Annotated in this window: 11 protein-coding genes and 2 pseudogenes; 6 read left to right on the top strand and 7 right to left on the bottom strand. The window is 61.7% G+C overall.

Going from position 1 to position 12,805, the window contains the following annotated elements; translation table 11 throughout:
- Window positions 1-320 precede the first annotated feature (320 nt).
- Window positions 321-1,076 (bottom strand): annotated as a pseudogene (gene cobA / locus E4P82_RS08750) (uroporphyrinogen-III C-methyltransferase); the annotation flags it as partial.
- A gap of 254 nt (window positions 1,077-1,330) precedes the next feature.
- On the opposite strand from cobA, the gene E4P82_RS08745 reads away from it, so the two are divergent.
- Window positions 1,331-2,005 carry a L,D-transpeptidase family protein gene (locus E4P82_RS08745; RefSeq protein ID WP_169248523.1) on the top strand — a complete coding sequence of 225 codons (675 nt, stop codon included), beginning with the start codon at window positions 1,331-1,333 and terminating at the stop codon, window positions 2,003-2,005.
- An 82-nt stretch (window positions 2,006-2,087) separates the two neighbouring features.
- Here the strand turns inward: E4P82_RS08745 and pdxT are convergent, their stop codons facing one another.
- Window positions 2,088-2,753 (bottom strand): pyridoxal 5'-phosphate synthase glutaminase subunit PdxT, encoded by a 666-nt coding sequence (gene pdxT, locus E4P82_RS08740; RefSeq protein WP_169248522.1) that lies wholly within the window; start codon window positions 2,751-2,753, stop codon window positions 2,088-2,090.
- Complete coding sequence (pdxS, locus tag E4P82_RS08735) at window positions 2,753-3,634, bottom strand: pyridoxal 5'-phosphate synthase lyase subunit PdxS (RefSeq protein WP_169248521.1); 882 nt, start codon at window positions 3,632-3,634, stop codon at window positions 2,753-2,755. Before pdxS ends, pdxT begins: the two co-directional genes overlap by 1 nt.
- 189 nt (window positions 3,635-3,823) lie before the next feature.
- On the opposite strand from pdxS, the gene pdxA reads away from it, so the two are divergent.
- The 4 genes from pdxA to aqpZ all read left to right on the top strand — a co-directional run bounded on the left by pdxA (window position 3,824) and on the right by aqpZ (window position 9,954).
- Entirely contained in the window at window positions 3,824-4,879 is a 1,056-nt protein-coding gene (gene pdxA, locus E4P82_RS08730) for a 4-hydroxythreonine-4-phosphate dehydrogenase PdxA (protein WP_169248520.1), read from the top strand.
- Window positions 4,880-5,045: 166 nt separating this feature from the next.
- Window positions 5,046-6,167, top strand: coding sequence for a hypothetical protein (locus tag E4P82_RS08725; RefSeq protein WP_169248519.1), 1,122 nt, complete (start codon window positions 5,046-5,048; stop codon window positions 6,165-6,167).
- Complete coding sequence (locus E4P82_RS08720) at window positions 6,142-9,066, top strand: ATP-binding protein (protein ID WP_169248518.1); 2,925 nt, start codon at window positions 6,142-6,144, stop codon at window positions 9,064-9,066. The genes E4P82_RS08725 and E4P82_RS08720 overlap by 26 nt, the downstream gene beginning before the upstream one ends.
- 171 nt (window positions 9,067-9,237) lie before the next feature.
- Complete coding sequence (gene aqpZ, locus E4P82_RS08715) at window positions 9,238-9,954, top strand: aquaporin Z (RefSeq protein ID WP_169248517.1); 717 nt, start codon at window positions 9,238-9,240, stop codon at window positions 9,952-9,954.
- 105 nt (window positions 9,955-10,059) lie between these two features.
- Here the strand turns inward: aqpZ and E4P82_RS08710 are convergent, their stop codons facing one another.
- From E4P82_RS08710 to E4P82_RS22800, 4 genes and pseudogenes are all read right to left on the bottom strand, one after another.
- Window positions 10,060-11,664 carry a glycerol-3-phosphate dehydrogenase/oxidase gene (locus tag E4P82_RS08710; RefSeq protein ID WP_169248516.1) on the bottom strand — a complete coding sequence of 535 codons (1,605 nt, stop codon included), beginning with the start codon at window positions 11,662-11,664 and terminating at the stop codon, window positions 10,060-10,062.
- A gap of 33 nt (window positions 11,665-11,697) precedes the next feature.
- The gene (locus E4P82_RS21980; protein ID WP_246327464.1) at window positions 11,698-12,129 is read right to left on the bottom strand and encodes a hypothetical protein; all 432 of its coding nucleotides are present in this window, start codon (window positions 12,127-12,129) and stop codon (window positions 11,698-11,700) included.
- A pseudogene (locus E4P82_RS22805) lies at window positions 12,044-12,379 on the bottom strand (ATPase); the annotation flags it as partial. The pseudogene E4P82_RS22805 and the gene E4P82_RS21980, both read right to left, overlap by 86 nt.
- Window positions 12,270-12,620, bottom strand: a complete 351-nt coding sequence (locus E4P82_RS22800; RefSeq protein ID WP_281383669.1) for a hypothetical protein — start codon at window positions 12,618-12,620, stop codon at window positions 12,270-12,272. The gene E4P82_RS22800 and the pseudogene E4P82_RS22805, both read right to left, overlap by 110 nt.
- On the opposite strand from E4P82_RS22800, the gene E4P82_RS21970 reads away from it, so the two are divergent.
- Window positions 12,567-12,752 (top strand): hypothetical protein, encoded by a 186-nt coding sequence (locus E4P82_RS21970; protein WP_246327463.1) that lies wholly within the window; start codon window positions 12,567-12,569, stop codon window positions 12,750-12,752. The two genes, E4P82_RS22800 and E4P82_RS21970, sit on opposite strands and share 54 nt — an antisense overlap.
- Window positions 12,753-12,805 lie beyond the last annotated feature (53 nt).

Raw genomic sequence — 12,805 nt, 5'->3', positions numbered from 1 at the left:
AACTGGAGCAACAGCAGCAAAGCGACGACGACAACACCGTCATCAGCTATCCGCCGCCTTACTACCCCTCCTATCCTTATCCATCACCCTACCCGCCCTATCCTCCTTCTCCACCCAAGCCGCCGCGACCCTGGCCCTGCCAATCGGGACCCGATTGCCGCCAGCCGCCCCCTCCCGAACCCGGCACCGCGCCCGCACCGACCACTGGCCAAACCCAACCCGCCCTTCAATCCAGCCCCGGTGGGCATCTCGCCGTCGTCGAAAGGGGTGTTCAAGGGACGCTGACCGAACAGCGTCGTGCTATCGTCGCACCGGACAAGTCACGCCGAAACGGGCTGAAACCACATCAGTTGGGTATGCAGTTTCACGACCTCGCCGACGATCAACAATGCCGGCGAGTGAATGTCGGCCTGCTGGATCATGGGAGGCAGCGTGACCAATGTGGCGCAAAAGACCTGTTGTTCCGGCGTGGTGCCTTGTGCCACCAGCGCCGCCGGCATGTCGTCGGCCATGCCGTGTTCGCGCAACTGGGCACAGATATGGCCGATGCTCTTGAGACCCATGTAGAACACCACCGTCTGTCGCGGCTGCGCGAGCACCGGCCAGTTCAGATTCAGCGTGCCGTCCTTGAGATGGCCGGTCACGAATACACACGCCTGGGCATAATCGCGATGAGTCAGCGGAATGCCGGCGTAGGCGGCGCATCCGGCGGCGGCGGTCACGCCCGGCACCACCTGAAACGGGACACCGGATGCCATCAGAGTCTGGATCTCTTCGCCGCCGCGTCCAAAGATGAATGGGTCACCGCCTTTCAGTCGCAGCACCCGCCGGCCCTGCAAAGCCAGATCCACCAGTAAGCGATTGATATTATCCTGCGGCAGCGTGTGATGGTCCGGTTCCTTGCCGACGAAAATCCGCTCGACGCGCGGCTCCAGCAGATCAAGGATGGCTGGAGCGACCAGTCGGTCATACACCGCGACATCGGCTTGTTTCATCAAACGCAGCGCCTTGAGCGTCAGCAGCTCGGGATCGCCGGGGCCAGCACCCACTAGATACACTTCACCCACTGAAGACCGTTTTAAGCCTTTTCATCACGCCGCCATTGTTGTGTGTTCGCCACCGGAGATTGCCACGTCCCTGATCAGGTTCCCAAGTGTAGCCAATCTCAGACTATTGCAATCGGAAATCATCGAGGGGTTATCGCCGACGATGAAGATGATATAAATCACACTTCAAATCCCCATTGCCCGTTGCCGGGTTGACTGGTTACCCTATGGTTCACGCCATCGGGCATCCAAATCCGCCCTTGTCCAGATTGACGGCTTTCATCATGAAATTTCGGATTCTGTTATCCATCACCCTGGTTCTCGCCACGATCAACGGCGCAATCATGGTTTACCGCTTCTTGCGCCCGCCGCCGTCCGGCTCACCGATTGACCGACCGCCGACGGACCAAACGACCCCGCCGGTCGCGCAACCCTCGACGCCGACCCCAAACCCCGACCAGGTTCCCGAGCAGAGCGTACCGGTGGAAAAGCACGCGATGCTGTCGCCTCAACCTCCGCCACGCCTTTCGAACCGCATCGCCGACCGGGTACTGGTGGAGAAAAACGCCCGCCGCCTGACGCTGTTTCGCAACAACCGGCCGATCAAGAGCTATGAAATCGCCCTGGGCCGCCAACCGGTGGGGGCCAAGCAGTTCGAGGGCGACAACAAAACGCCCGAAGGTCGCTACGTCATCGATTTTCGCAAGCGGGACAGTTCGTATCACCGCGCCTTGCACATCTCCTATCCCGGTCCCCAGGAAGCCGCTTTCGCCGCCAAGCAGAAACGCTCGGCCGGCGGCAACATCATGATTCACGGTTTGCCCAACGGCATGGGCTCGATGGGACCACTGCATCGACTGCGGGACTGGACGGCGGGCTGCATCGCCGTCACCAACAACGAAATCGAGGAACTCTGGCAGGCGATTCCGGACGGCACGCCGATTGACATTCGGCCATGACGTTCCGGCCTGAGTCAGCCCTTCCGCTTGGAGGAAAAGCGCGCGCGCGTGCCCCGGCCAGCATCGAGACATCGATTGATGTTCAGGCGTGGGAACTGAAGCGGGTCCAGCTCAGCGGCGTCCAATCGGGATCGAGCCCGGCATCGTCGGTCCCGGTCGGATTCAGGCCGCACTTGCGAGCGAAGTAGCGGTGAAACGCCAGGCTCGGGGTCAGTTCCGGGTGGAATACGGTGACCAGAATCCGCTCGTCCTCCGCCGCCGCGATGTAGTCGTCCAGTTGCAGCAACACCCGCACGCCGGACCCGACTCGCAGGATTTTCGGCGCGCGGATAAAGGTCAGCGGTACCGGCTCGCGGGCCACCGCCGGCACCAGCGCCGCGCGGTTGAAGCTTTCGAGCTGACTGCCGAAGGCGTTGCGACTGACCGCGATGTCGATCAGGCCGAAATACGGCGTTTCGCCGAGGTTCTCCCGAGCCAGCAAAATCGCCCCGGCGCAGGTACCCCACAGCTTCAAACCGCCCCGATACGCCTGTTCGATCGGTTCCCGCAAATCGAAAATCGTCAGCAAGCGCGACAGGCAGGTGCTTTCGCCGCCGGGAACGATCAGCCCCGCTAGACCTTCCAGTTCGGCGGCGCGCTTGACCGGCCGGCCGGGCACGCCGAGCCGCCGCAGGTGATCGAGGTGCTCTTGCACCCCACCCTGCAGGTCGAGCACGCCGACCGGGCTGGAACCGGCGGTCGCGGACATTACCAGCCTCGTCCCGCCAGTCGCTCCTCGCCCGGCATGTTGGCCACGTCCAGCCCCGGCATCGGCTCGCCCAAATCCATCGAAACCTCCAGCAGTTTCTCGGGATCGTTGAAATAGGCGGTGGCCTTGACGATGGCGCGTGCTCGGCGCACCGGATCGCTCGACTTGAAAATGCCGGAGCCGACGAACACTCCGTCGCAGCCCAATTGCATCATCAATGCCGCGTCGGCGGGGGTGGCGATGCCGCCGGCCGCAAAGTTGACCACCGGCAACCGGCCCAGCGTCCTGACCTCCAGCGCCAGTTGGTAGGGCAGACCGTTGGCCTTGGCAAAACCCATGATTTCCTCGGCCGGAATGCTGACCAACTGGCGAATCTCCCGGTTCATGGCGCGCATGTGGCGCACCGCCTCCACCACGTTGCCGGTACCGGCCTCGCCCTTGGTGCGGATCATGGCCGCGCCCTCGGCGATTCGCCGCAGCGCCTCGCCCAGATTGCGGGCACCGCAAACGAAGGGGATCTCGAATCGAGTCTTGTCGATATGACACTCTTCGTCGGCCGGCGTCAGCACCTCGCTCTCGTCGATATAATCGATCTTGAGCGCTTGCAGGATCTGCGCTTCCACAAAATGGCCGATGCGCGCCTTGGCCATGACCGGGATGGTGACGGCTTCCTTGATCGCCTTGATCAAACCGGGGTCGGACATGCGCGCCACCCCACCTTGCTTGCGGATGTCGGCCGGTACCCGCTCCAGGGCCATAACCGACACCGCGCCCGCCTCTTGGGCGATCTGGGCCTGTTCCACGTCAACCACGTCCATGATGACCCCGCCCTTGAGCATCTGCGCCAATTGCGTGTTCAGGAGATATCGATTCTCTGCCATGCTGCTACTCGTCTACAATGTGAAGCGGATATGCCGCATCGGGTGGCTTGTCCGGACTGACCGGTTCCAGCAAAGCGGTGGAGTATAGCACCATCGTGTTGGGGGACCGTACACCCTCAGACCACGGTTCGACCTCGTTTTCACCCTGGAGCCGCAAAACCTTTCAAACCCCGACGACGAGGTGACGGCATGGGCGACAGAAAGGCAATCCACCACGGCATCATCGGCATCCCCCTGGGCGACATTGCTGGGATCGGCCCGGAAATCGTCGCCATGGCGCTGGCGCAACCCGCTCTGTACGACATCGCCAGACCCTTGGTCGTCGGCGAAGCCAGCGCCCTGCGCCGGGCACTGCGGGTCGCGAACTTGGATTTGGCCATTCGGATCGTGGACGATCCCGCCCAGGGCCAGTACCGACCCGGCACCATCGACCTGGTGGATCTGGCCAACGTGGATTCCGACCGGATCGCGTTCGGCCAAGTACAAGCGGAAGCCGGCCGCGCCGCCTTCGAGTTCATCCACAAAACCGTCGAGCTGTGCCAAAGCGGCCTGATCGACGCGATGGCCACCACCCCGATCAACAAGGAAGCCTTTCGAGCGGCCGGCATTCAGGATATCGGTCATACCGAGTTGCTGGGCCGGCTGACCGGGACCGCCGATCCGCTGACCTTGTTCCAGGTATTCGCCCTGAAAGTGTTTTTTCTCAGCCGCCACGTCTCGCTGGCGGGCGCCATCCAGATGGTCACCCAGCAACGGGTGCTGGACTATCTGCAGCGCTGCGCCGGCGCATTGACGGCCCTGGGTATCCCGCAACCACGGCTGGCGGTGGCGGGGCTCAATCCCCACGGCGGCGAACACGGCCTGTTCGGCGACGAGGAAACGCAGAAACTTGAGCCAGCCATCGCCGCCGCGCGAGCCTTGGGAATCGACGCCGTCGGCCCCATCGCCGCCGATTCGGTATTTCACCTCGCCCTGAACGGCGCCTTCGACGCCGTGCTGTCGCTGTATCACGACCAGGGACATATCGCCACCAAGATGGTGGACTTCCAACGCACCATCGCGATCACCATCGGCCTACCATTCATCCGCACCTCGGTCGATCACGGCACGGCCTTCGACCAGGCGGGCAAAGGCACGGCCAATCCCCTAAGCATGTCCGAAGCCATCCGGCTGGCGGCGGTGTATGCGCCCCAGTATCGGGCTGCCCTGGAACGGCGCCCCGCCTCTGCCCACAACGACGTTTGACGACGCAACGGAGTCGGAACATCCGTGCGGCGGCGCGTGCCGTTCGCCACCGACCGTCAGGAACCATTGTTCGAACAAGCCGCCGGTCGCTTATGATGCCCATCGCGGGACGCACCAATCCCGCGACCTTGAAATTTTTCGCAAACCCCCGTAAACCGGATCTGCCATGACACCACGACCGCTACTGACCACCGACGAAGAACCGGGATTTGGTCGCCACTTCGGTCAAACCGGTCGACATGGCCAGCCCGGGCGCTGCTTGCGATGGCGGGCCGTGGCGTGGGACCCGTTGCGCGCTTGCATGCTATCCGTGTTCTTCCTGCTGCTCGCCGCCGGAAGCCACGGCTACGCCGAGGTTGCCCAACCGAACCCATCCTCGCCGGGAACGACCGGAAGCGATACCGACGCGATCCCCGCGCAAATCGCGGCCTACAGCCAGGATCTGGAACGGTTGCGCCGCTTCATGGGCGCCCCCAGGGCTGGAAAATTCAATATCGGCATTCACAGCGACCTGACTCGCGACCTGTACTTCCAGACACTGACGCTGTGGCAAAAAACCGACCGGCTGCTATTCGAAATCAGTCGGGTGCGCGCAACCTCGCCGCCCACGTCCGCGGACGAACTGGGAACCTCGGATATTCTGGCGAATCTCCAGGACGCCCATGAGATTCTTCAGCAGATTATGCGCGCCTTGGAGATAGCCCCCGAACCCGAGACCAGGACCGATCCGACTCCGACCCGGCCGGATAACTTCACCGCCCTGATCGACCTGAACCGCCAAGTGGATTTGCTGCTGGAACGACACTTCGCGCCCAGCGACGTCTACATGGAAATCACCTTGGCGATTGACTACGCGGCCCGCCTGCTGGCTCGTTACCCGGAAGCGATCCGTATCCCGGAAGAACCGCCGTTCGAACCGAACAAACAACCCAGCGACGTCTATCAACGCCTGATTGCCTGCCTGCGGAGCATCGCCCACATCGCGCAAATCCTGGGGTTTACCGTGCTCGATATCGATACCCGTCAAACCGATATGACTCAACTGACTCCCGGCGATGTTTATATGGTGGCTTCCCTGGTTGTTTCGCAATTAAATCATCTGTATAAACAATTGGGCGATAACAAACCCGTGGCACCGGCTTTTTATCCCGGACGAAAATTTCCAGCGCACAGCTATCAGCGGGCCGGAATCCTGCAAGCGCAACTGCAGCAGCTCGAACGCTTCATCGCCGCCGCTCCGACAGCGCCTGGGGAAGCCAAACATGACTCCACCACGCCAGAACGCTGAGCACGCCGCGCAAAAACACCCCCTTCACCGCCGATTGCTGTTTTCCCATCTATCGGTGGCGCTGGTCGGCGTGGGCATGCTGTTGGTCGCCCTGGTTTCGACCTACGAACTGCGGGCCAGAGTCATCTTGCTGGTCAACGAAGGCGTGCCGCTGGCGCAAGCGTCCACCCAGATGCTGGCCGGCGTGCGGCATTCCCTGGCCAGCCTGCGCGGCTGGGTCAGCCTCGGAGACCCGCAATTTCTGGTGGACTGGCGAGCGGCCTGGCAACAGGAAATCCAGCCGGCGATCGAACGAATCAAACAATGCCGGCATCTGCTGGCGGGGCGAAGCTGCGACCCGGAGCGGCTGAGGGAACTGCAAGCCCTGCTCGCCGATCTACAGGAATCCCAGTGGTGGGTGCAGGAGGTGGCGCGCGCTCCGGGCAACGAACCAGCGCGGATGACCTATTTGTTCAAGGTCGAGCCCAGCGTGCGGGAACTGGCTTCGATTACGGCGGCGCTGCTGGCGCTCGAAGAAACAACGCGGGAAAGCGACGACGGCCGAAAACCTCTGCTTGTGCGTTTGATGGAAATCCAGGGTGCGCTGGCCGGCAGTCATCTGCTGCTGCGGGAAACCCTGGGGCCGGACGGCCTGCACTATATCGAGCGGCTCGAACGACAACTGGGCACCACCCAAGCCCTGGTCGCGCAAGCGACCGCCGACCCGCTACTCACGCTCGAACAGGGCCGGTTGCTGCGCCTCTTTCAGCGCGAATGGCAAGCCTTCATCACCTTCGCTGGAGAGATCATCCGACAGCGTCGGGCGGTGGATTGGAATATCGCACTGCACCGGTTGGCGGCGGAAACGGACCCCATGGCAAACCGGACGATCGCGCTGGCGACCACCATGGCGGCGGACGCCAAAATCCGTCTCGAACAGGAAGCCGACGCCGCGCGGGCCGCTAGCGCCATCACGGTGTGGAACCTGGCGATCATGATTCTGGTGATGCTGGCCGTTGCTTATGGCATGTCGAGAAAGCACGCCCGGGATCTGGCCTTGCCGATCGCCGCCCTGGCCGAGGCGACCCAAAAACTGGCAATGGGGAGCCTAAGCGATAACCTGATCGCCAACGGCAACGATGAGCTCAGCGAACTCGCCCGTTCGTTCAATACCATGCGCACTTCGATGCAACAGGCCCAAACCGTGCTGCGCGAAGCCTATGCCCAGCTGGAGCAACGAGTTATGGAACGCACCGCTCAATTGGAAACCACCAATTATTCCCTCATCAAGGAAATCGCGGTCCGCAACCAGACGGAAGCCGCGCTGCGGGAGAGCGAGGCTCGGCTGCGGGCCATGACCCGCGCCATGCCGGATCTGGTCTTCGTGGTCGACGAGGACGGTCGCTACCGGGAAGTGCTGGCCGCGGGGCGGGACATCGGTGCCACTCTCATGCGCGGCAAAGTCCCCGCGCCCATCCGCGGTAAACTACTCAGCGAAGTCCACCCGCCGGAAATGGCGGCGCTTTTCCTCGACATCATCCTGCGGGCGCTGAGAACCCAGCAAATTCAAATCGCCGAATACGAACTGGAAACCTCTTCGGGTCCCCGCTGGTTCGAGTCGCGCACCGCGCCGCTCGACGTGCAGTTCACCGACCGCTCCACCATCCCCGCCAACACCGCGCAACAACACCTCTTCCCGCCGCCCGACGTGCAGATCGTCGCCAAATCCGCCGCCATCGTGGTCGCCCGCGACATCACCAAGCGCAAGCAAGCGGAGGTGCAACTCCGCCAAGCCCAGAAGATGCACGCCATCGGTCAGCTCACCGGCGGCATCGCCCACGACTTCAACAACCTGCTCGCCGTCATCATGGGCAATCTCGAACTCCTGCACGAACAGTTGGCGGCTCAGCCCCGGCTGCACGAACTGGCCCAGCAGGCGCTGCGGGCGGTGGACCGGGGCGCCAATCTGACCCGGCGGCTACTGGCGTTCGCGCGCCGTCAGCCGCTGCTGGCGCAACCGACCGACCTGAACAAGCTGATACTCGGCATGCTCGATCTCATGCGGCGCACCCTGGGCGCCAATATCCAGATCGATACGATGCTGGCCACCGACCTGAAACAGACCCTGGTCGACCCGGATCAGCTCGAAAGCGCCCTACTCAATCTGGCCATCAATGCCCGCGATGCCATGCCGCGAGGTGGCAAGCTCGCGCTGGAAACCGGCAACGTTCAACTCGACGAGAATTACGCCGCGACCCAACAAGATGTGCGGCCCGGTCCATATGTCATGCTGGCGGTTCGCGATAACGGTGGCGGCATGGCGCCCGAGGTGCTGGAACATGCCTTCGAACCCTTTTTTACCACCAAGGAAACCAGCAAAGGCAGCGGCCTGGGGCTCAGCATGGTTTACGGCCTGGTCAAACAGTCCGGCGGCCATATCGCGATTCACAGCAAGCTCGGTCAGGGCACCACGGTACGGCTTTACCTGCCGCAAATGCAGGTCGCCGCCAGTCCGCCGACGGGTGTGAAAGCAGCGGACACCGTTTTCAAAGGCCACGGCGAAACCATCTTGGTGGTCGAAGACGATACCGACGTCCGACTGTTCGCCGTCAATGCCTTGCGCGCTCTAGGTTACGACACCCGGCAAGCCGGCGACGCCGCGGCGGCGCTCGAACTACTAGGAGCGACACCCCAGATCGTTCTGTTGTTCACCGATATCGTGCTGCCGGGCGAGATGGATGGCGTCAAGCTGGCGGCCGAGGCGCAACGCCGATATCCCGGTCTGCGCGTGCTGTTCACCTCCGGCTACACCGAGCACCCGCTGATCGTTGGCGGCCAACTCGCCGAGGATGTGGAAATCTTGGCCAAACCCTATCGCAAAAACGAGTTGGGACAGAAATTGCGCATACTGCTCGGCTGAGGCGAAAGTGCCTGAACATTGGATTGACTTTGTGACGGGATGGCAATTACTTTTACAGCGCCATCCGCATATCAATCTCGATTCACCCCCTGGTCGGCGGTTGGCGCTCACGGCCGTGGCTCGATAACGGCAATCTCGTAGCATCTCTTAATCCTTGGAGGAAAAATCCACATGCCGCTTGCAAATCGTCTGGCCGCCGAGTTCATCGGCACCCTCTGGCTGGTGTTGGGTGGCTGCGGCAGCGCCGTGCTAGCCGCTGTCTTTTACGGCCCCGACAAGTATCCCTTGGGCATCGCCCTCGTCGGCGTGGCGCTGGCCTTCGGTTTGACCGTGCTGACCATGGCCTACGCCATCGGCCACATCTCCGGCTGTCATCTGAATCCGGCCGTTTCGGTGGGACTGTGGGCCGGTGGGCGTTTTCCGATTGCCGACCTGATCCCCTACATCATCGCCCAAGTCCTTGGCGGTATTGCCGGCGCGGGCATCATTTACCTGATTTTCACCGGCAAGAGTGACTTTTCCACGCTCGGCGGCTTCGCGGCCAACGGCTTCGGCGAACATTCGCCGGGTGGCTATGGCATGAACGCCGCGCTGATCTGCGAAGTGGTGATGACCTTCTTTTTCCTGATCGTCATCCTGGGCTCCACCCACAAGAACACCCCGACCGGCTTCGCGCCCATCGCCATCGGCCTGTGCCTGACCTTGATCCATCTGATCAGCATCCCGGTCACCAACACCTCGGTCAACCCGGCGCGCAGTACCAGCCAAGCGATTTTCGTCGGTGGCTGGGCCTTGCAGCAGTTGTGGTTGTTCTGGCTCGCGCCCATCGTCGGCGCGGCGCTGGCCGGCTTCTTCCACCGCTGGATGGCCAACGATCACCCTGCCTGAGTCCTTGACGACGATGCGGAACCGAGGGCGCGTCACAACGCGCCCTCGTTCGTTTCCAGCCGACAACGGAAGGGCCGCCCGAACACCGAACCGCCGGGCTGCCGGTCAGTCTTGGAAGTATTCGTCGAGCTTTTCCCCGGCCCGGTCGCCGAACAGAATCTCGCAAATCTCCATCAGGCCGATCGTGTTCCCGATATCCGCCCGACGCATGATCAGCGCGATCTTGGAACGCCGGCGCAGGAAGTCCTCCAAGCTGACGATCATTTCCCGGCGCTGGGCGAGTTGAATTTCGCAGCGAAGATAGTCGGTACCCTCGATCGACATCTCCGCTTGGCGCGGGTCCTCGCGGATTTCGGCAAGCAGTTCCAATGCCTGCTGGTCGTAGCGCCGCCACAACCGGCTGGAGAGCGGTTCGCCGGAGTTCGGCGAGGCATGGCTATCGAGCTTCATCAGCCTGGCTTGGCGCAGATACTCCTCACGAACCGACGCATGCGGTTCGCCATACCAGCGATGATCGCGATGCGGCAGGGCAATCCCCAGTTGGGCCACGATCCTGGAAACTTCATCGCCAATGTTGATGCAGTCGGTCAGCTTGCCGCCAAAAATGCTGAGATGCGCCTTGGCCCGATCCACCTCGATTTCGTGCTTGCGAGACCATCGCAGCCAATCGTGGCCATGGTCGCTGGCCTGGGCTTTCACCACCAACGGCCGAACCCCGCAACGCTCGGCAACGATGTCGGCGCAAGTCAACGGTCGGTCCAGATTCAGGCGCTTGTTGATGTTGTCGAGCACGAACCGCCGGTCCTCGTCCGTCACCTCGGCAAACGGCGTCTCCACCGGGGTATCGGTGGTACCGATGCAGGCACGCGCACCCATCGGGATGATGAAGAACAAGCGTCCATCGTCGGCGAAGAAAGTCAAAATGCGTGGATTGAGGGTGATCCGGGGCACGATCAGATGGATACCCTTGGAAAACACATGGCGGTGTTCGGTCTGTTCGCCGGTCAGCGCGTTATGGTCGTCCACGAACGGACCGGCGGCGTTGATCAACACTCGGGCGCGGATTTCCATCTCCCCGCCGTCGATGACATCCCGCGCCCGGGCAATCCAGATCTCACCCTCGCGGCGAGCACCGAGCGATTCCACATAGTTGGCCGCGACACCACCGCGATCCATGGCCGAGCGCACGAACTGAAATACGAAGCGGGCATCGTTATCGGGCAGGTAGGCGTCGGAATATTCGAAGCCGCCAACAGTATCTTGAATCTTTACCACCGGCTCTTCCCGTCGGATCGTCCGCTTGGACAGCAGGCGTGGGGTTTGGGTAAACCCGTTACCGAACAACCAATACAACCAGGCACCCGCCCACAAGAACAGGGGATGAAAGTGAAACCCCGTGTCGATGCTGGCGAAAAAACGAATCTCCCGAACCCGAGAAGGGTAGTTGCGGAGCAACTGGTTGCGGCTTAGACACAACTTGCGAACCAGCGCGTAATCGTGGTTTTCCAGGTACTTGATGCCGCCCCAAACCAGGTTGGACGACTGCTGACTGGTAAAGCCTGCAAAGTCGCGCTGGTCGATCAGCGCCACCCGCGCGCCCTTGCCGGACAGCGCCGCCGCGGAGACCGCACCGTTGATACCGCCGCCGACGATCAGGATATCGTAGATCTCCTGATCCAGTTTCCGAATGTTGCTCTTTCGCAATTGCATACAGACCCGACTGGCGACGAGCCCGAATCACGCTCAGGATGGCGGTTTTTCCGCAGTTGCGGTCTCTTCGGATGGCGTTTCCTCCATGTCCTGGGAGAACTCGGCGAACTGCCGTCGGAGAACTCGCACGACCGGCTCCAGTTGCTGGAGGCGCCGTTCGAGTCGCTCAAATTGAATATCTTGCCATTCCGGATGATGCAACAAGGTCTCCACCGTCCGCTCCAACTCGGAAAGACGTTGCTCCATTGCGTGGCCCATCCGCAGCAGCGAACCGCTACCACTGCTCCTCGCTTGCGTCTGCACGCCGCCTCCCTGCTCATTTTGAATCAGTTCTTGTGCTACCTCCTCAACCGCTCCTTCGGAAATCTCCATCAACCCTTCAAGAAATCCATACAGCAACAAACGGTCGCAAAAAAATATTGACTCGACGGGGAATTCCCTGGGTGTGCCGGTAAACAGCCCCATGCGTGCGGTCGGTAAAACCCGGCCGACCCTCAACCCAGCCCACCACATGCAGACGATGCTCGACGTACTCGCGGGTTTCCAACTCGCTCAGTGGATTCAGGTGGCAGGAAGCAATGACCCGTTGCCGCAACTGCTCCATGCTAGGGTCCTGCAAGGTCTGACGAAACTCCTCCTGTCCCAGCAGAAAACTTTGCAACAACGGGGTAGCGGCCACCTGAAAATTCGACAGCATCCGCAGTTCCTCCAGGGAACGAACCGGCAGATTCTGCGCTTCGTCCACCACCAGCAGTACCCGCCGCCCTTGTCGGGCGTGACCGCGCAAAAAAATCCTCGAAATGCCTCAGCAAGGCAGCCTTGCCCGCCTCTTCAAAAGGCAAGCCGAATGCAGCCACCACACTGCGTAACAACTCGTCAGCCTCCAATTGAGTCGTTACCAATTGGGCGGCGACCACCTGGCTGGTATCCAATTCGGCGAACAGGTTTTTAACCAGGGTCGTCTTGCCCGTTCCGATTCCACCAGTGATGACGATAAAACCCTCACCCTGGCTCAAGCCGTAGCGCAGGTACGCGAGCGCACGGCTGTGGACGCTGCTGCCAAAGAAAAAAGCGGGGATCGGGACTGAGTTGGAAGGGTTTGGCACTAAAGCCATAGTAATCAATATACATTGAACGCCAT

Origin of the sequence: Candidatus Competibacter phosphatis, assembly GCF_012939995.1 — a bacterium.
Lineage (GTDB): Bacteria > Pseudomonadota > Gammaproteobacteria > Competibacterales > Competibacteraceae > Competibacter > Competibacter phosphatis.
Note: the sequence above shows the minus strand (reverse complement) of the source record. Positions and strands in the feature narration are given on the sequence as shown.